The 17,808-nt window shown below is 73.6% G+C and carries 15 protein-coding genes and 1 tRNA gene; 11 read left to right on the top strand and 5 right to left on the bottom strand.

The features are described from left to right. Positions 1 to 260: 260 nt before the first annotated feature. Together DFQ13_RS19550 and DFQ13_RS19545 are read right to left on the bottom strand one after the other, a co-directional pair. Entirely contained in the window at positions 261 to 1,901 is a 1,641-nt protein-coding gene (locus DFQ13_RS19550; protein WP_110080812.1) for a DUF885 domain-containing protein, read from the bottom strand. 104 nt (positions 1,902 to 2,005) lie between these two features. Next, positions 2,006 to 2,716, bottom strand: a complete 711-nt coding sequence (locus tag DFQ13_RS19545; RefSeq protein WP_181400050.1) for a hypothetical protein — start codon at positions 2,714 to 2,716, stop codon at positions 2,006 to 2,008. Positions 2,717 to 3,168: 452 nt separating this feature from the next. Here DFQ13_RS19545 and DFQ13_RS19540 point away from each other — a divergent pair, with 452 nt between their 5' ends. From DFQ13_RS19540 to DFQ13_RS19525, 4 genes are all read left to right on the top strand, one after another. Beyond that, positions 3,169 to 4,341, top strand: coding sequence for a thioester domain-containing protein (locus DFQ13_RS19540; RefSeq protein ID WP_181400049.1), 1,173 nt, complete (start codon positions 3,169 to 3,171; stop codon positions 4,339 to 4,341). Positions 4,342 to 4,414: 73 nt separating this feature from the next. Continuing rightward, a complete protein-coding gene (locus DFQ13_RS19535; RefSeq protein ID WP_110080809.1) occupies positions 4,415 to 6,379 on the top strand; it encodes an FUSC family protein in 1,965 nt (654 codons plus the stop codon). Between the two features lie 94 nt (positions 6,380 to 6,473). After that, entirely contained in the window at positions 6,474 to 6,674 is a 201-nt protein-coding gene (locus tag DFQ13_RS19530) for an antitoxin (RefSeq protein ID WP_035282073.1), read from the top strand. After that, positions 6,671 to 7,312, top strand: coding sequence for a putative glycolipid-binding domain-containing protein (locus DFQ13_RS19525; protein ID WP_110080808.1), 642 nt, complete (start codon positions 6,671 to 6,673; stop codon positions 7,310 to 7,312). The genes DFQ13_RS19530 and DFQ13_RS19525 overlap by 4 nt, the downstream gene beginning before the upstream one ends. Positions 7,313 to 7,325: 13 nt before the next feature. Here DFQ13_RS19525 and DFQ13_RS19520 read toward each other — a convergent pair whose 3' ends face one another. Genes DFQ13_RS19520 through DFQ13_RS19510 form a run of 3 tightly spaced genes read right to left on the bottom strand, consistent with a single transcriptional unit; the run spans position 7,326 to position 11,580 of the window. Continuing rightward, positions 7,326 to 9,299: a hypothetical protein gene (locus tag DFQ13_RS19520; protein ID WP_110080807.1), complete on the bottom strand. Its 1,974-nt coding sequence runs from the start codon at positions 9,297 to 9,299 to the stop codon at positions 7,326 to 7,328. A 56-nt stretch (positions 9,300 to 9,355) separates the two neighbouring features. Then, on the bottom strand, positions 9,356 to 10,336 hold the full coding sequence (locus tag DFQ13_RS19515) for a prephenate dehydrogenase (RefSeq protein ID WP_110080806.1): 981 nt from the start codon (positions 10,334 to 10,336) through the stop codon (positions 9,356 to 9,358). 47 nt (positions 10,337 to 10,383) lie between these two features. Further along, positions 10,384 to 11,580 (bottom strand): M20 metallopeptidase family protein, encoded by a 1,197-nt coding sequence (locus tag DFQ13_RS19510; RefSeq protein ID WP_110080837.1) that lies wholly within the window; start codon positions 11,578 to 11,580, stop codon positions 10,384 to 10,386. Positions 11,581 to 11,658: 78 nt separating this feature from the next. Here DFQ13_RS19510 and DFQ13_RS19505 point away from each other — a divergent pair, with 78 nt between their 5' ends. The 7 genes from DFQ13_RS19505 to DFQ13_RS19475 all read left to right on the top strand — a co-directional run bounded on the left by DFQ13_RS19505 (position 11,659) and on the right by DFQ13_RS19475 (position 17,795). Continuing rightward, positions 11,659 to 12,144: a tRNA adenosine deaminase-associated protein gene (locus DFQ13_RS19505; RefSeq protein ID WP_110080805.1), complete on the top strand. Its 486-nt coding sequence runs from the start codon at positions 11,659 to 11,661 to the stop codon at positions 12,142 to 12,144. Further along, positions 12,144 to 12,605, top strand: a complete 462-nt coding sequence (locus DFQ13_RS19500) for a nucleoside deaminase (RefSeq protein WP_110080804.1) — start codon at positions 12,144 to 12,146, stop codon at positions 12,603 to 12,605. Before DFQ13_RS19505 ends, DFQ13_RS19500 begins: the two co-directional genes overlap by 1 nt. Before the next feature lie 90 nt (positions 12,606 to 12,695). Then, positions 12,696 to 12,908, top strand: coding sequence for a CsbD family protein (locus DFQ13_RS19495; RefSeq protein WP_035282062.1), 213 nt, complete (start codon positions 12,696 to 12,698; stop codon positions 12,906 to 12,908). A 181-nt stretch (positions 12,909 to 13,089) separates the two neighbouring features. Beyond that, positions 13,090 to 13,179 (top strand) — tRNA-Ser (locus DFQ13_RS19490). A 117-nt stretch (positions 13,180 to 13,296) separates the two neighbouring features. Continuing rightward, the gene (locus tag DFQ13_RS19485; protein ID WP_233438485.1) at positions 13,297 to 13,665 is read left to right on the top strand and encodes a ClpX C4-type zinc finger protein; all 369 of its coding nucleotides are present in this window, start codon (positions 13,297 to 13,299) and stop codon (positions 13,663 to 13,665) included. Between the two features lie 185 nt (positions 13,666 to 13,850). Beyond that, positions 13,851 to 16,274, top strand: coding sequence for an endonuclease/exonuclease/phosphatase family protein (locus DFQ13_RS19480; RefSeq protein ID WP_233438484.1), 2,424 nt, complete (start codon positions 13,851 to 13,853; stop codon positions 16,272 to 16,274). Positions 16,275 to 16,379: 105 nt separating this feature from the next. Beyond that, the gene (locus DFQ13_RS19475) at positions 16,380 to 17,795 is read left to right on the top strand and encodes an aminopeptidase P family protein (protein ID WP_052021111.1); all 1,416 of its coding nucleotides are present in this window, start codon (positions 16,380 to 16,382) and stop codon (positions 17,793 to 17,795) included. Positions 17,796 to 17,808: the final 13 nt, after the last annotated feature.

Below are 17,808 nucleotides of genomic sequence, written 5' to 3'. Positions count from 1 at the left end.
CCCGCCCCGTTCCACCTGAGCCCGCCGCCCCCCCCCACCCCGCCAGCCCCCCAGCCCGCCAGCCCGCCAGCCCGCCAGCCCGCCAGCCCGCCAGCCCGCCAGCCCGCCAGCCCGCCAGCCGTGCGCATCCTGCGCCGGCCACCGCGCTGTGCCTGCCCCCTCCCACCCTGCGTCGGTCCTCCCCCACCCACCACCCCAACCCTCCCCTGCGTGGGCTTACGCGCCCCCAGACCCCGAGGCGGGCGGGGTGCCGCGCGGGGTCAGCCCGCCCAGGCGGAGACCACCTCGTCCAGCACCGTCAGCGGTAGCTGGCCGCTGCCCAGGACGAGGTCGTGGAAGGCGCGGATGTCGAAGCGGTCGCCCAGGCGGGCCTCGGCCGCGGCGCGGACGCGCTGGATCTCCAGGCGGCCGACCATGTAGGACAGGGCCTGTCCCGGGTAGGCGATGTAGCGGTCGACCTCGTTCTCGACCTCGACGGTCGACAGCGGGGTGTTCTCGCGCAGGTAGGCGATGGCCTGGGCGCGGCTCCACCCCTTGGCGTGCAGCCCGGTGTCGACGACGAGGCGGCCCGCGCGCATGGAGTCCATGGCGACCATCCCGAGGCGGGCGACGTCGTCGGAGTAGAGGCCCATCTCCTCGGCGAGGCGCTCGGTGTAGAGGCCCCAGCCCTCGATGTAGGCGTTGACGTCGGCCAGGCGGCGCAGCAGCGGCAGCTCGGACAGCTCGATGGCGATCGTCTGCTGGAAGTGGTGCCCCGGCACGGCCTCGTGGAAGGCGGTGACCTCGGCGGTGAACCGCTGCCGCTCGGTGGGGCGGTCGGTGTTGGCGAAGTAGACGCCCGGCCGCAGCCCGTCGAGGGACGGCTGCAGGTAGTAGGCGAAGGGGGCGCCGGGGGCCTCCGCCTCGGGCACCGCCCGCACCTGGCAGCGCTGCCCGGGGAGCCTGCCGAACCAGTGCGGCGCGGCTTCCTCGGCCCTGGCCACCGCGGCCCTGGCGGCGGCGAGCATCTCCTCGCCGTCGCGCCAGCGCAGGTCGGGGTCCTCGCCGAGCCGCCGGAAGACCTCGGCCTGGTCGGTGGTGCCGAAGACGCGCGAGCCCAGCTCGGCGTACTCGGCGCGGAGCCCGGCGATGACGTCCAACCCGGTCCGGTGCAGCTCGTCCGGTGTGAGCGAGGTCGTGGTGTGCACCCGTGACAGGGCCGCGTACAGCTCCGCGCCGCCCGGCAGGGCGCACAGCCCCGGCCGCTCGTCCGGGCGGCCGTGCTCGGCGATCTCGTCGACCAGCACCCGCCGGTAGGCCGCCAGGGCGGGTCGGACCACCTCGGCCACCAGCCGCACCCGCTCGGCCGCGAGCCCGGCGTCCTCGATCGGCTGGGCCAGCAGCGGGTCGGACTCGACCTCGACGGCCAGGCAGCGGTCCAGGTGCGCGACAGCCGCGTCGACGAGCCTGCGCACCGGCACCCGACCGGCCGCCACCCCGGCGCGGTGCCGCTCGGCGACCGCGGCGAGGTGCCCGGGCACCGCCCGCAGCCGGGCCAGGAACCCCTCGACCCGGGCGGTGTCCGGCAGCGGCAGCATCGGCAGGTACGTCAGCAGCGCCGACGCCGGGCCGACGAACAGGTCGGTGATCGTGTACTCGACCACCCGCGCGTCCACCCGGTCCACCACCGCCCGCGCCTGCTGGGCGACCACCTTGGCGGTGATCGGGTCGTCGCCCACCTCGACCAGGGCGTCGGCCCGCTCGGCGATGGCCAGGGCGGCGGCGCGCAGCTCGGCGGCGGCCGCCTCGCTCGGGTCGGCCAGCTCGTGGTCGTGGCCGGGCAGGCCCAGCAGGGTGGCGCCGAGCGGTTCGGCGTTGAACTGGAGTTCGAGCAGCTCGTCGGCGAGAGCGGGTGTGGTCATGTCGCAACCCCCAGGTCCGTGATCGGTCCGTTGAGGTTAGGGCAGAGTCGGGATGTGTGGATCGAGTTGTCCACAGGGCTGTTGCGCGTGGTGGACGCGCAGCGCTAGTCGACCTCCGCGCTGGCGAGGATGCCCGCCGCGACCGGGTCCGGCACCGGCGCCGGGTCGGTCGGGCCGCCCGCGCGGTCGCGCACGACCACCAGCAGCGCCACGCCGCTCGGGTGGTCGGCGGTGGCGTTGTCCAGGTCGACGGCAAGGACGGAGATGGCGGCGCCGCTCGCCTCGCAGTCGGGTTTGGTCGGCTTGGTGCCGACGTCCGCCGTGAGCGTCACCGACTTCTTCCCGCCCAGTTGTCCTGTTTCGACAGCGGGCGCGCCCACCACCGTCCCTTGCGGGTAGAACTCCTCGGCGAATGCGGTGACGAACGAGTTCGCCGCCTTGGCCGGGTCGACGGTCTGCTTGTTCGAGTTCTGCACCGCCGCGCTCACCGCGAACGCACGCGAGTAATCGGCGCCCCCGCAGTTGTAGGGGCCTGTCGTGGCGCTGCCGGAGAACTCGACGCCCAGCACCTCCACCGTGCTCGATTCGTCGGCTCGCCAACCGGCGGGCACCCGGTAGGCGAGCCGGGCGGCCGCATTGTCCACAGTGGTCCCGCCGTCGCCGGGTGCGGTCGTGGTCGGCTCGGCGCGGGTGGTGGGCGCGGATCGGCTGCTGCTCGGCGCCGGGTTCCCGGTCGTGGTGGCGGGCGGTGCGCTGCTGGTCTGCGGTCCGGCGACCGGGTCCGATGACCGGTTCACCAGGATGATCGTCACCACAGCCGCGACAATGACCACGATCGAGATGACGCCCAGCACAGCGGGTGACCGGGATGGCCGCGACGGGGGTGGTGGACCGCCGAACCCACCCACGCCCGGTGGAACCGGCGCGTGGCCCGGGTGCCCCCCGGGGTGCTCCCACCCGCGCGGCTGCCCGTCTTCCCGCCACTGCGTCACCGGGCCGACCATAGCCGCCCGACCGCCGCCCGACCGGCCGTTCTCGCGGTTTTCCGCGTGGTCACGCAGCGGTGGAAAGATAACGATCTTTTACTTTCATCAGGGGAAAGTGAACCCAACCTCGACCTGACAAACCCCACTCAGTAGAGTCCGTCCACGCTGAGCGGCGACCCCATTCCCTTTCGAGTGAGTGGATCTTGGTGTCGATCAGTGGCGGCCTGCTCGGGGGACGTGCCGCGGCGGGAATGGACATCGGGTTCGCTAGAAGGAGACTCATGGGCAAGCGCTTCACCCTCGCGCGTGCGGGGGCCGTCATGGCCGTCGCCGCTGTCACGGCGTCCGTCGCCGCACTCCCCGCAGCCGCCGACACGGCGCGCGGCAGGTTGCAGGACGGCAACGCCCCGGGCCTGATCGTGAACCTGAAGAACAACAAGGACGCCCAGGGCATCCCCCTGCTGCGCGACTTCGAACTGGCCGACGGCTCGACGCTGCGCGTCTACTGCGTCGAGATCACCGTCGACGCCTCGAAGGACGTCGACATGGTCGAGAGCGGCTGGGACAAGTACCCGGTCGCCGACTCGCCGTTCCACAAGAACCGCGACAAGATCAACTGGGTCCTGCACCACGGCTTCCCCGGCACCTCGCTGGAGTCGCTGGGCAAGCTCCCGCTGAACTTCAACGACGGCCTGGCCCAGAACGAGGCCGTCTCCGCCACCCAGACCGCCATCTGGCACTTCTCCGACGGCGTGGACCTCGACCGCGACCAGCCGATCGACGTCAACGACGACGAGTACGACCCGGGCAGCGCGAAGGACGTCCTGGCGCTCTACGACTACCTCGTCGGCGACAAGAACACCGGCATCGCCGAGCAGGTCATCGGCGACCTGAAGATCAGCCCGGACACCCAGGAGGGTTCCATCGGCGGTCAGGTCGGCCCGTTCAAGGTCACCACCAACGGCACCGTCACCGGCTTCAAGGCCGACCTGCCCGAGGGCGTCGAGCTGACCACCGCCGAGGGCAAGGTCGCCGACAAGGCCGTCGTCGGCAACGACACCGAGCTGTTCTTCAAGGTCCCGGCGGGCGCGACCCCCGGTTCCGGCTCCTTCGAGCTGACCGCCGACTCCCCCGCCGTGGAGACCGGCCGCCTGTTCGTCGGCGAGGGCTACGACAAGAACCCGGTCCAGTCGCTGATCGTGGCCTCCTCGGAGACCAAGCCGCTGACCGCGACCGCCAAGGCCACCTGGGGCGTTCCCCCGGTCTCGACCACCCCGGTGACGACCACCGTGGCGGCGGGCGCCCCCTCGGCCACCCCGGTCCCGCAGGGCAGCCCGGGCGCCGACCTGGCCGACACCGGTGCCTCGATCCTCGTCCCGGCCCTGATCGGCCTGGGCCTGGTCGGTGCGGGCGCCGGTGCGCTGATCCACCAGCGCCGCCGCAAGGCCGCGTAACCGCGCGACTCCTCCGTGGAGCCCCCGACCGGTCGATCCGGTCGGGGGCTCCTCGCGTATTACCGTCGGGCCGGTGAGCACCCCCGACCTCCAGGCCCCGCACTGGCTGCGGCAGCTACTGAGCCAGAAGCCGGTGCCGCTGCCGTGGAAGCGGTCGATCCGGGCGGCGCCGGCGCTGGCCGGGCCGATCGGCCTGGGGATGCTGCTCGGCTGCATCGACCTGGGCGTGCTGGTCTCCATCGGCGCGCTGTGCGTGACCTTCGCCGACGCGGACGGCCCGTACCGGTACCGGGCGCAGCGCACGGTCGGCGCCGGGGTCGCGGGCCTGGTCGGGTACACCACCGGCTCGCTCACCGGCGGGCACCCGGTGCTGGTCCCGGTGGTGCTGGTGGTCGTCGCCGGGGTGTCCGCGCTGATCAGCGCCACCGGCAGCACCGCGTCCCTGATCGGGTTGCAGTTGCTGGTGTTCACCACCCTGGGCACCGGGCAGGCGGCTGACCCCCGGCTGGCGGCTGCCTGCTTCGCGGTCGGCGTGGCGTACGCCCTGGTGCTGGCGCTGGCGGCGTGGCCGGTGCGCGGGGCGGCGGTGGAGCGGCGGGCGGTGGCCCAGGTCTACGACGACCTCGCGGCGGTGCTGGCCGCCTCCGGCACGGCTGCGGCCCGCCCGGCACGTCGGACGCTGACCCAGTCGCTCAACAGCGCCTACGACGCGCTGCTGGACGCCCGCTCGCACCTGGCGGGCCGGGACCGCGCCTACCGCCGCCTGTTCGTCCTGCTCACCGAGACCACCCCGGCCATCGAGGCGTCGGTGGCGCTGGTCAACGCGAAGAGGAAGGTTCCCCAGGAGTTCATCTCCTACCTGCACGAGTCGGCCGACAACATCCGCAGGCGGGAACCCCTCGCCGAGCCGCCCGAGCCGCCGGGGGACTCGCGGGAGTTCGAGCTGCTGCACACCGGCCTGCTCGCGGTCGTGGAGTTCCGCCGGGGCGACACCGCGCACGACGCCCGCCCGGCCGAGGAGCGGCTGACCCCGGGCGAGCGCCTGCGCGGCTGGCTCGACCGGGTGATCACCGGTCGGGTGACCTGGCTGCTGGTGCTGCGCCTGATGCTGTGCGTGGGCCTGGCGGTGCTGGCCGGTCGGCTGCTGCCGCTGGAGCACTCGTTCTGGGTGGTGCTGACGGTGGCGATCGTGCTCAAACCGGACTTCGGGTCGGTGTTCGGCCGGGCGGTGCTGCGCGGCGTCGGCACCGCGGTCGGGGTGCTGCTCGGCGCGGGCGTGCTGGCCCTGGACCCGCCCGGCTGGGGGCTGGTGCTGCTGGTGGTGGCCGTCGCGGCGGCGCTGCCGATCGGGCAGGTGCGCAACTACGGGATGTTCAGCACGTTCGTGACGCCGCTGGTGATCGTGCAGCTCGACCTGGCCAACGCGGGCAACTGGGGCCTGGTCGGCGCCCGGCTGCTCGACACCGTGCTCGGCTGCGCGATCGTCCTCGTCTTCGGCTACCTGCTCTGGCCCGGCAGCAGGCGGCCCCGGGTCGGCGAGGACCTGGCCGCGACCCTGGACGTGGTGGCCGAGTACGTCGAGGAGGCGCTGTCGCGGCGGGAGCGCTCGACCCTGCGCCGGAGCGTGTACCGGGCGCTGTCGGACCTGCGCACGGCCTTCCAGCAGTCGATCGTGGAGCCGTCGGCGGCCGGTCGGGCGGCCGCGGCGTGGTGGCCGGTGATCATCGGCCTGGAGCGGCTGGCCGACGCGGTGACCGGGTTGGCGGTGGCCATCGAGCGCGGCGCCTCCCCGGTCCCGGCGGCCGACATCGCGTGCCTGGCCGCCGCCGTGCGCGAGGCGGCGGCCGCGGTCCGGGGTGGTCGGTCGCCGCGCCGCGACCCGTTGCCCGACACCGGGCGGCTGGAGCGCGTGGTGGCCGAACTGGTGGCCGTGCAGGGCACGCTGCGCGGTCCTGAGCTGGTCGAACGCGGTCCGCGGCGGTTGTTCACCCTGACCGGTCGCCGTCGCCGGGCCCGCTCGCGCGGTTCCGCGCGGTAGGTAGATTGGGTGCCGTTCGGGAGTGGGAAGAACACAGTCGGTCCGTTACCCTTCGTCAGGGTCCGGCCGTGAGACCAGTGCGGAGGCACATCCAGTGGGCATCGACTTCAACGAGCTCAAGAACAAGGCCGAGGGCCTGCTCGAACAGCACGGGGACAAGATCGAGGACGGCGTCGAGAAGGCGGGCGAGTTCGTCAAGGGCAAGTTCGGCCACGAGCAGCAGGTCGACCAGGTCGTGGACAAGCTCCAGGACCTCATCCCGGACAAGCCGCAGACCCACGGCGACCAGGCGTGACGACGCGCGACGCGGTGGACCGGACCCCACCCGACGGTGGGGTCCGCCCGCCCGCGCGCAAACCGGCGGTGATCACCTGGCAGGGTGGCCCGCCGACCACGCTGGAGTCGGTCCGGCTGCTGGTCGGCGACACCCGCCTGCGCGCCTCCGGTCGCCTCATCGCCGCCGCCGACCCCGAGTCCGGCCGGGAGGCGTTCAGCGCCTCCTTCGAGGCCTCGATCGACAAGGGCGAGGCCGCGGGCCGCCTCCTGCTGCGCACGACCACGGCGGCGCAGGAGCGGCAGATCTCCCTGAGCCGCACCGAGGACGGCGTCTGGTTGGTCGACCACGGCACGGAGTCCGAGCGCGACGAGTTCCAGGGCGCGGTCACCGTGGACGTCGCGGGCGCGGTCACCTTCACCTCGCTGCCGATCCGCAGGCTGGGCGTGCACCGCGCGGCGGGCGAGTTCGAGATCCCGGTCGTCTGCGTCTCCATGCCCGACCTGGCCGTCTCCCTGGTCACCCAGACCTACCGCACGGTGGAGATCACCGATCGGGGCGCGGTCGTCAACGTCGCCAGGGGTGATTCCGGCACGGACATCGCGGTCGACCCGGAGGGCATCGTCGTGGACCACCCCGGCGTGGCCCGCCGCGTCTGACCTGCGCGGCAGCCTAGGCCGCCAGCTCGAACGGCGCGTAGGTGACGGCGAACGCGGCGTCCGCGGAAACACCCACCACCTTCACCTCGACGGTGTGCTTCCCCGTGGCGAGCCCGCTCGTCGGCAGCGCCAGCCGCCACGTCCCACCGGCCCCCGGCCCGTCCACGACCGTCGGGATCGCCGCGATCCGCTCCCCGTCCAGCCGCACCTCGACCCCGGCGACCCCCGCCAACCGCCCACCCGCCCGCTGGCTCGCCTGCCCGTCCGTCCCGATCTCCAGCACGAGCCGCCCCCGGGGCAACCCCGCGCCTTCGGCCAACGGGTTCCCCGCCGAGTCCAGGAACCGCGTGGTGGCTCGCGGCAGCGCGGGCCGGGTCCGGGGCAAGGGGGCATCGGTACCGCTACCGGCCGCAGGTGACACCGCCCCCGGCTCAGCGATCAGGTCGACGCCGGCGCTGATCACCCGCGTGGCGGCCACCCCGCGCCGCACCGGCCCGACCGCCCGCACCGACAGCCTGCCGCTCGAGTCCACCGTCAACGCTTCCGGCGGCACGTCCGCGACGATCGGGTAGCGCACGCCCCTGGCCTGGGGTTGCCCGTCGACGGCGGGGCGGGCCGGGTACCGCTGCCCGGCCACCTCGACCTGGTACACGTCCGCCCCGGAGTCCTGCGGCACCAGCGTCAGCCGGATCTGCCCGCCCCGGTTCCCCTTGACCGGCTTGCCGGTGTTCGTGGTGGTCGCGGCGGTTTCCGGTGCCACCACCACCCGGCCGCCGTCGACGACCGGGGGCACCACCAGCACCGGTGGCCCCGTCGGTGCGCCCACGAACCCCACCAGGTCCACCCCCGCGTGGAGTCCGTTGCCGCCGCCGACGAACCCGAGCAGCGCCGTCGCCTCCCGCCACGCGGGCACGACGTCCCCACCGCCCACCACCACGCCGTCGCGGAGCACGCGGACCGCGTCCGCGCCGAACACGACCTCCCAGCGCGAAGTCAGCCCGATCTCCGGTGTTCCCAACGGAGATGTCGGCACCACAACCCCCGTCCGGGGTGTTCCGGGGGCGACCAGCACCTGCACGCTGCCGCCGGTGGGCTTCCCAACCACCCGCACCCGCACGGTCCCCGGTGGCAGCGACCCGTCGTCCTGCGCCCTCCCCGGTTCCGCGGGCGGCGGGGTCCCGTTCGGCGAGCCGTCGACCAGGTCGGCGGGGCCGGGCACGAGGTCGATCAGCAGTTCGCCGTCCTGCCCCGGCTGGTCGGTGTCCACGACGAACCGTCCCGGCTCAGCGCCTTCCCGCAACCGGAACGGCGCTTTCGCCCGCAGCGCAAGGGGTTCCGTCCCGCACTGGGCGCTGACGACCAGCCGCCTGCCATCGGTTCCCTCGCCCCGGGTGGCCCGCCCGCAGTCGGTGGTGCTCGACAGCCGCCACCCGACCGGGTCGGGCACGACGCGCGAGTCGAATCCATCCACATAGGACCAGTCGGGTTCCGCGACGGGCTTCTCGGACCGGACGACAAGGGCTTTGGGCTCGGAGCGCTGACCGTGGGAGTCCACCGAGCGGATCTGGACGTCGTAGGGGGTGTCGTCGGTCAACGCGTTCAACTGCACCGCGGGCTGGGCGATCAGGGCACTGCTGTCGACCGTGCCGCCGCCACCCTGCCCCCACCGCACGTCGTACCCGGCCGCACCGGCCACCGGCGCCCACCGCAGCGCCACCCGCCCGGCGTCCGCCGACACGGCCACGTCCGCGGGCGCCGCGGGCCGCACCCCCACCGCGGGCACCACGACGCCTTCCCCGGCGAACTCCTTCACCACCGTCTGCGGGGCGGGGAGCGGCTTCGGCGCGGCACCGCCGGGCTCCGGGGGCGCCCGCAGCACCACGACCGCGCCGCCGACCACCACCAGCCCGGCGGCGATCACCGCCAGCCGCCGACCCAGCCGCGGCAGGCGCACGGCCACCCGCTCGGGTGGGTCGTCCGGCTCCATCGCCTCAACCTACGGCGGGTGAGTCCTCGGTCACAATGGCTGCGCGGACACGGGCACTACTCCGCCAGGACCGGCAGCTCCGCCTTGGCCGCGGTGCCCTCGAACCCGGTGATCCGCCCGCCCTGGGTGCCCAGGCCGCGCAGCTCCTCCAACGCGTCCTCCCCGGCCAGGTCCACCACCAGGTGCACCCGGCCCGCGGCCCGCTGCGCCTCCAGCGCCGCCCGCCCCGCGTGCCCGGCGGTCACCGTGGCCCGCAGCGCGCCGGTCGACGCCAGCGCCCCGCGCGCCGCCCCCAGCTTGCCCAGCGCGTCGTCCACCGCCGCCAGCAACGCGGGCCGGTTCCCCTCGCACATCGCCAGCACCAGCTCCGGCCGGGTGGCGGCGACCCGCGTCCCGTCCCCGAACGACCCGGCCGCCAGCGCCAGCGCCAGCGGCCCGCCGTCGGCCCCGCAGGAGGCCAGCACGGCGGCGAGCACGTGCGGCAGGTGCGAGATCCGGGCGACCGCCGCGTCGTGCTCGGAGGTCGTGGTGGGCACGACGTGGGACCCGCAGTCCAGCGCCAGCTCGGCGACCTCCCGCCACACCGCCGGGTCGGTGTCCTCGTCGGCCACGACGACCCAGGCGGCGTCCTGGAACAGCCGCGCCGACCCGGCGGACCACCCCGACACCGACCGGCCCGCCATCGGGTGCCCGCCGACGAACCGGGCGGACGGCGCGTACCTGGCCACCGCGTCCGCGACCGGCGCCTTCACGCTGACGACGTCGGTCAGCAGGCACCGGGGCGCGAGTTCCCCGACCTTGCGCAGCACCCCGTCCAGGGCGGGCAGCGGCACCGCCAGCACCACCAGCGCGTCCGCCGCCGCGGCCCGGCGCAGCGCTTCCTCCACCGACAGCTCCACCGCGTGGCCCTCGGCCCTGGCCGCCTCGGCGTCGAGCGCGGAGCCGGTGGCGCCCCACGCCTCCCGGCCCGCCGCCGACACCGCGCGCAGCACCGATCCGCCGATGAGCCCCAACCCGATCACACACACCGAACGCATGGCGCAAACCTACTGGTGCGAGTGGACGATCGGCCCGGCACACCCGATCAGCGCAGCGCGTCCAGCGCGAACGCGGCGTAGGCGCTGACCCCGTTCGGCAGCGCCGCCTCGTCGAACTGGACCCGGTTCGAGTGGTTCGGCGGCGCCTCGGCCGGGTCCTGCCCCGGCGGGCAGGCGCCGAGGAACGCCATCGCGCCGGGGACCTTGCGCAGGACGTAGGAGAAGTCTTCAGCGCCCATCAGCGCGTTCGGCATGACGGTGGAGTTCCGGGGTCCCAGGACCTGCGCCCCCAACGCGGTGACCCGGTCGGCCACGGCGTCGTCGTTGACGGTGACCGGGTAGCCCCGGTCGACGAAGACCTCCGCGGTGCAGCCGTGGGCCTCGGCGACGTGCGCGCAGACCTTCGGGATCTCCGCCAGCATCGTGCTCCGCGCCGACTCCGACAGGGTGCGCAGCGTGCCCTCCAGCTCCGCGGTCTCCGGGATGATGTTGTTCGTCGTGCCCGCGGTGATCCGGGCGATCGTCACGACCGTCGGCTCGAAGACGCTGATCCGCCGGGTCAGCACGGTCTGCAACGCGCCGACCATGGCCGCCGCGGCGGGCACCGGGTCCAGGGCGTCGGCGGGCGCGGAGGCGTGGCCGCCCCGACCGGTGACCACCACCCGGAACGCATCCGCGGCGGCCATGATCGGCCCGCGCCTGCACCGCAGGACGCCGCTGCTCTCCTTCGAGGTGATGTGGATGGCGAACGCCCGCTCCACCGGCGCCACGTCCAGCAGCCCCTCCTCGAGCATGTGGCGGGCGCCGTGGTGGCCCTCCTCGCCCGGCTGGAACATGAACACCACCGACCCGCGCAGCCGCGACCGCCGCTCGTGCAGCAGCCGGGCCGCCGATGCGAGCATCGCCACGTGCGTGTCGTGCCCGCAGGCGTGCATCGAGCCCGGCACGGTGGAGCTGAACGGCAGCCCGGTCTCCTCCCGCAGCGGCAGCGCGTCCATGTCGCCGCGCAGCAGCACGGCCGGTCCCGGCTCGTCGCCGTCGAGCACCGCGACCACCGAACCGAGCGCCGAACCGGTGTGGACCCGCAGGTCGAGGCCGTCGAGGGCGCTCAGCACGGCGGCCTGGGTGGCGGGCACGGCCAGGCCCTGCTCGGGGTGGCGGTGCAGGGCCCGGCGCAGCGCCACCGTCCTGGGTTGCAGGGCGTGCGCGGCTTCCAGCAGACCGGCGAACCGGGTATCCGTCATGCTGTCGATAGTGGCACCGACCCGCTCTTGGAGGGACTGCTTCTTCCGGGTGACCACCGAGCCGAATACGGTGTGCACATGTCGGATCAGGAGCCGGTACCGGGCTTCGGTGTTGCGGTCGTCCGGGAGGACGGCAAATGGCGGTGCGATCCGATGGATTCGTCCGCGCTCGGCGAGCTGGACGCGGCGGTGGGCGAGCTGCGCAAGATCAGGTCGACCGGGGCCGTGTTCGGGCTGCTGGCGATCGACGACGAGTTCTTCCTGCTGCTGCGGCCGGGTCCGGGCGGGGTGTCGCTGCTGCTGTCGGACGCGGCCGCCGCGCTGGACTACGACATCGCCGCGGACGCGCTGGAGGCGCTGCGGGTCGACCCGCCGGAGGACGAGGACGAGGTCTGGCCGGAGGGGTCGCTGGACATCCTGGCCGACCTGGGCCTGCCCGCCCCGGAGCTGCAGGTGATCGTCGACGAGATCGACCTGTACCCGGACGAGCAGCTCAGCATGATCGCCCAGCGGATCGGCTTCGACGCCGAGTTCAGCAAGGTCCTCGACGCCGTCCTGAAGTAGTGACCGGCGACGAGGACCTGGTCCGCGCCGCTCTCGCGGCGGCGCGGGGTGCTCGCGCGTCCGGCGACGTCCCGATCGGTGCGGTGGTCTTCGCCCCCGACGGCACCGCGCTGGCCGCCGCCCGCAACGCCCGCGAGGCCCTCGGCGACCCGACCGCCCACGCGGAGGTGCTGGCCCTGCGCGCCGCCGCGGCGGCCTGGGGCGACGGCTGGCGGCTGACCGGCTGCACCCTGGCGGTGACCCTGGAGCCGTGCACGATGTGCGCGGGCGCCGCGGTGCTCGCGCGGGTGTCCCGGGTCGTGTTCGGCGCCTGGGAACCGAAGACCGGTGCGGTCGGTTCGCTGTGGGACGTGGTCCGCGACCGGCGCCTCACCCACCGCCCGGAAGTGGTCGGTGGCCTGCTGGAACGCGAGTGCGCGGCGCTCCTGGCGGAGTTCTTCGCCGACCGCCGAAACAAGTGACGCCGGTCACAATAATGTGAAAGCGGGCCGAATCCCGGCAACCCCCCTGGTGCGAGGGGCACGAAGCCCTCGCGGGAAGAGGAGGAAGCCATGAGCATTTTCGACAAGGCCAAGGACAAGGCCGAGCAGGTCGTCGGCGAGGTCAAGGAGAAGCTCGGGCAGGCCACCGACAACAGGGATCTGGAGAACTCCGGCAAGAAGGACCAGGTCACCGGTCAGGTCAAGGAGTCCGGTCACGACCTGCGGGACAAGGCAGCAGGCGCCGTCCACGACGCCCAGGACAGGCTCAGCGGCAGGGGTTGAGCCGGTCCTGACCCGGGTTGATCCCGGCCGGGAACGCAATCACCCCCCGGGGTGAGCGCAGCCCTCGCGCGTGAGCGTTCCCGACCGGAGCATCCCCGGTGCTGCCCCACCCACGAACCCGCCCCCACCCGACAGGGGGCGGGTTCGTGGCGTTCGGGGGCGGCTGTGTATTGTCCTCCGCGGTGGCGTGTCCGAGCGGCCGAAGGAGCGCGCCTCGAAAGCGCGTGACGGTTCACCCCGTCCGTGGGTTCAAATCCCACCGCCACCGCCAGCAGCACCGGAAGCCGGGTCTCCACGGAGACCCGGCTTCCGCCGTTTCCGCCCCTCGTTCCCTTGTCAGGCAGATCCTGACGCTTGTAAGGTCGAGCCTGACACGAGGAGGGGTTCCATGAGTGTGGCCCAGGAGCTGTCGATGCCCGTTCGCTGCTCGTTCTGCCGTCGGTCGCACGACGAGGTGGACAAGGTCGTCGCCGGGCCGGGCATCTTCATCTGCGACGGCTGCGTGGCCCTGGCGGCGGAGATCATCGCGGGCGCGCCCGCCACGCACGAGGCCGTCCTGCCGTGGGAGGTGGAGATGCCGCTCGAGCAGGTGCTCGCCACCCTGGGCCCGGTGGCCGCGGCGGGCGCGCAGGTGGAGGAGAACCTCGGCGTCTGGGTGCGCAAGGCGCGGTCGGCCGGGGCGACCTGGGCTCAGGTCGGGGCGGCGCTGGGGATGACGCGGCAGTCGGCGTGGGAGCGGTTCTCCGGCGAAGAGTGAGCCCGGTCGGGTGACCCCCGCCGAACCCGAGGGTGTGTTGCGCCTTTCGCCGGTATCGCACACGCCCGATCGGGGTCCGAACATCACCTCCGGTAGCAGAATTACTCAGTCCTTCCCACGTTGGTCTTTCCCCTTTCACTCATCCGGGCGAGGATGCGGGCACGTTCCCGGAGGAAGGACCCCTCGTGAGTTCAACCGCCCGCCGCCCGCTGGCGCGACTCGGTGTGGCCGCGGTGTCGGTCGGGCTGGTCACCACCGTGGCCGCCCCGACCGCCACCGCCGCGCCGAGCCCCGACGCCCTGATCGCCGAGGTCTACGGCGGCGGCGGCAACTCCGGCGCCACCCTGACCAGCGACTTCGTCGAACTCGCCAACGCGGGCGCGGCAGCCGTCCCCCTCGACGGCTGGAGCGTGCAGTACCTCTCGAGCGGTGCCACCGGTTCCTGGCAGGTCACCCCGCTGACCGGCGCCCTGCCCGCGGGCGGTCGCTACCTGGTCGCCGAGGCCAAGGGCGCGGGCGGCACCGTCGAACTCCCCGCCCCGGACGCCACCGGCGCCATCCCGCTGTCCGGCACCGCCGGGATCGTCGCCCTGGTCACCGGCACCACCGCGCTGACCTGCAAGACCCCCGCCGACTGCGGCGCCGACCCCCGGGTCCGCGACCTCGTCGGCTACGGCAGCGCCGCCAAGGTGTTCGAGACCGCCCCCACGGCGAACCTCTCCAACACCACCTCGGCCGCCCGCGCCGCGCTGACCGACACCGACGACAACGCCACCGACTTCCCCACCGGCGCACCGTCGCCCACCAACTCCAAGGGCGAGACCCCCGGTGACGGCGGACCGCCGCCCGTCGTCGCGCGCATCCACGAGGTCCAGGGCACCACGCGCCTGTCGCCGTTCGACGGCAAGAGGGTCACGGGCGTCACGGGTGTCGTCACCGCTGTCCGCGCGTTCGGCTCCGCGCGGGGCTTCTGGTTTCAGGACACCGCCCCCGACGCCGACCCCGCCACCAGCGAGGGCCTGTTCGCCTTCACCGGCTCCACCACCCCGGCGGTGGCCGTGGGCGACGCGGTGTCGGTGGCGGGCACCGTCGACGAGTACTACCCCGACGCCTCGCCCACCGCCTCGGTGCAGCAGTCCACCACCGAGCTGACCGGAGCCACCTGGACCGTCGCGTCGAGCGGCAACCCGCTGCCCACCGCCGAGGTCCTCGGACCGGACACCGTGCCCACCGCGTACGCGCCGAGCCCGGGCGGCAGCATCGAGCCGCTGACCCTCGACCCGGCCGCGTTCGCGCTGGACTTCTGGGAATCCCGCGAGGGGATGCGCGTCCGCGTCGACGACGCGCGGTTCGTGTCGCCGACCTCCGACTACAACGAGATCTGGGTGACCACCAAGCCCACCCAGAACCGCTCAGCGCGCGGCGGCACGGTCTACACCGGCTACGACCAGCCCAACAGCGGTCGCGTGCAGGTGCAGTCGCTGATCCCGTTCGCCCAGCGCCCGTTCCCGCAGGGCAATGTCGGTGACGTGCTGTCCGGCACCACGGCGGGGCCGGTCGACTTCAGCAGCTTCGGCGGGTACGTCATCCAGGCGACCGAGCTGGGTGAGCTGGAGTCCAACGGGCTCAAGCCCGAGGTGACCCGCGCCAAGCGAACCGGCGAACTCGCCATCGCCACCTACAACGTGGAGAACCTGTCCCCCGTGGACACCCAGGCCAAGTTCGACCGCCTGGCCTCGGCCGTGGTCACCAACCTGGCCGCCCCGGACGTCCTGTCGCTGGAGGAGATCCAGGACAACACCGGTCCCGCCGACGACGGCGTGGTCGCCGCCGACCAGACCCTCACCCGGTTCACCGACGCCATCGCCGCCGCGGGCGGACCCCGCTACCAGTGGCGCCTCATCGACCCGGTCGACGGCGCGGACGGCGGCCAGCCGGGTGGCAACATCCGGGTGGCTTTCCTGTTCAACCCGGCCCGGGTGTCCTTCGTGGACCGACCGGGCGGCACGGCCACGACACCGGTCGAGGTCGTGAAGGGCAGGTTCCCGCTCCAGGCCAGGCTGTCGGTGTCCCCCGGCCGCATCGCCCCCGCCGACCCGGCCTGGAACTCCAGCCGCAAGCCGCTGGTCGGGGAGTTCTCCTTCCGCGGCCGGCCGGTGTTCGTCATCGCCAACCACTTCAACTCCAAGGGCGGCGACCAACCGCTGAGCGGCCGCAACCAGCCGCCCGTGCGCAGCTCGGAAACCCAGCGCACCGCCCAGGCCGCCCTGGTGAACGACTTCGCCAAAAAGATCCTGGCCGTCGACCCGCTGGCGAACGTGGTGGCACTGGGCGACTTCAACGACTACCAGTTCTCCCCCGCGCTGGCCCGCCTCACCGACGGCAGGGCGCTGCGCACGCTCATCAACACCCTCCCGGTGAACGAGCGGTACAGCTACGTCTTCGAGGGCAACTCCCAGGTGCTGGACCACATCCTCACCAGCCCGTTCATCCTCAAGCCGGACTACGACGTCGTCCACATCAACGCCGAGTTCGCCGACCAGGCCAGCGACCACGACCCCCAGGTCGTGCGCTTCCACCCGACCAGCATCCCCTGGCCGAACGGGTGAGCCCCGCGACGCCGGGACGCCCCGGTCACGGCAGCCGAGTCCTGCCCCCGCGCGGGGCACCGCGGACCTAAGCTGGCACCACATCGGAAGTGAAGGGGTGCCAGGATGATCGACCGCCCTGCTCGGCGCGACCCGTCGAAGCTGGTGCAAGCGCAAGGTTTCCGCGACTTCGTGCGCGACGACTGGGGGCAGGCCGACCGCCGGGTCACCACCGTTCCCGGCGCGGCCGAGGCCGCCGCCGCCCACCGGGCGAGGCTCTCCGCCGCCTTCCCCGGCGCGCGCATCGCCGTCGCGTCCGGCCACGCGCCGGTCCGGGCCAACGACTCCGACTACACCTTCCGGCCCGACAGCGACTTCGCCTGGCTCACCGGCTGCCACGCCGAGGGCGCCGTGCTGGTCATGGTCCCGCACGAGGGCGGGCACGACGCCGTGCTGCACCTGCGCGAGCCCGCGGGCCCCGGCGAGGCCGACTTCTTCGCCAGCTCCCGCGACGGTGAACTGTGGATCGGCGCCGTCCCCCGCCTCGCCGACTGGGCGGAGGCGCTGGGCATCGCCTGCCGCCCCCTGGAGGAGCTGCCGCGGTCGCTGCGCGGGCAACTGCCCGGCGTCCTCGCCGCCAAGGGCGTCGACCCGTTCCTCGACGCGCAGGTGGGCGAGCACAGCGCCCACCTGCGCACCGTCCTCTCCGAACTGCGCCGCGTCAAGGACGACTGGGAGATCAACCAGTTGCGCGAGGCCGTCGACGCCACGGTCCTCGGGTTCGCCGACGTCGCCCGCGAACTGCCCACCGCCGTCCGCCGCGGCGGCGAGCGCTGGCTCCAGGGGACCTTCGACCGCCGGGCGCGCACCGAGGGCAACGGCCCCGGCTACACCTCCATCGTCGCCGCCGGGCCGCACGCGCCGATCCTGCACTGGACCCGCTGCGACGGCCCCGTCCCCGAGGACGGCCTCCTGCTGCTCGACGCCGGGGTGGAGGTGAACACCCTCTACACCGCCGACGTCACCCGCACCTTCCCCGTCTCCGGGGAGTTCAGCCGCCCGCAGCGCCAGGTCTACGACCTCGTGCACGAGGCCCACCTGGCCGCCATCGCCGAGGTGCGCCCCGGCAACGACTACAGCGCCTTCCACACCGCGGCCATGCGCGTCCTCGCCGAGGGCCTGCACGACTGGGGGCTGCTCCCGGCCTCCGTCGACAAGTCGCTGGAGGCCGACGGGCAGCACCACCGCCGCTACATCTGCTGCGGCATCGGGCACCTGCTGGGCCTCGACGTCCACGACTGCGCCAACGCCAGGGAATCGGCGTACAACGAGGGCAGGTTGGAGGTCGGGATGGCACTCACCGTGGAACCCGGGCTGTACTTCCACCCCAACGACCTCACCGTCCCGCCGGAACTGCGCGGCATCGGCGTCCGCATCGAGGACGACCTGGTGGTGACCCCGGGCGGCGCCGAGGTGCTCTCGGCCGCGCTGCCGACCACACCGGACGCTCTCACCGAGTGGACCCGGTCCCACCAGGGGTAATGTCGCTCCCTGT

The organism is Actinokineospora spheciospongiae, from assembly GCF_003182415.1.
Taxonomy (GTDB): Bacteria; Actinomycetota; Actinomycetes; order Mycobacteriales; family Pseudonocardiaceae; genus Actinokineospora; species Actinokineospora spheciospongiae.
Note: the sequence above shows the minus strand (reverse complement) of the source record. Positions and strands in the feature narration are given on the sequence as shown.

Coding starts and splice junctions, on each gene's coding strand:
- DFQ13_RS19550 (WP_110080812.1), bottom strand. CDS start 1,901: ATGACCACACCCGCTCTCGCCGACGAGCTGCTCGAACTCCAGTTCAAC.
- DFQ13_RS19540 (WP_181400049.1), top strand. CDS start 3,169: ATGGGCAAGCGCTTCACCCTCGCGCGTGCGGGGGCCGTCATGGCCGTC.
- DFQ13_RS19520 (WP_110080807.1), bottom strand. CDS start 9,299: ATGGAGCCGGACGACCCACCCGAGCGGGTGGCCGTGCGCCTGCCGCGG.
- DFQ13_RS19515 (WP_110080806.1), bottom strand. CDS start 10,336: ATGCGTTCGGTGTGTGTGATCGGGTTGGGGCTCATCGGCGGATCGGTG.
- DFQ13_RS19510 (WP_110080837.1), bottom strand. CDS start 11,580: ATGACGGATACCCGGTTCGCCGGTCTGCTGGAAGCCGCGCACGCCCTG.
- DFQ13_RS19505 (WP_110080805.1), top strand. CDS start 11,659: ATGTCGGATCAGGAGCCGGTACCGGGCTTCGGTGTTGCGGTCGTCCGG.
- DFQ13_RS19495 (WP_035282062.1), top strand. CDS start 12,696: ATGAGCATTTTCGACAAGGCCAAGGACAAGGCCGAGCAGGTCGTCGGC.
- DFQ13_RS19485 (WP_233438485.1), top strand. CDS start 13,297: ATGAGTGTGGCCCAGGAGCTGTCGATGCCCGTTCGCTGCTCGTTCTGC.
- DFQ13_RS19475 (WP_052021111.1), top strand. CDS start 16,380: ATGATCGACCGCCCTGCTCGGCGCGACCCGTCGAAGCTGGTGCAAGCG.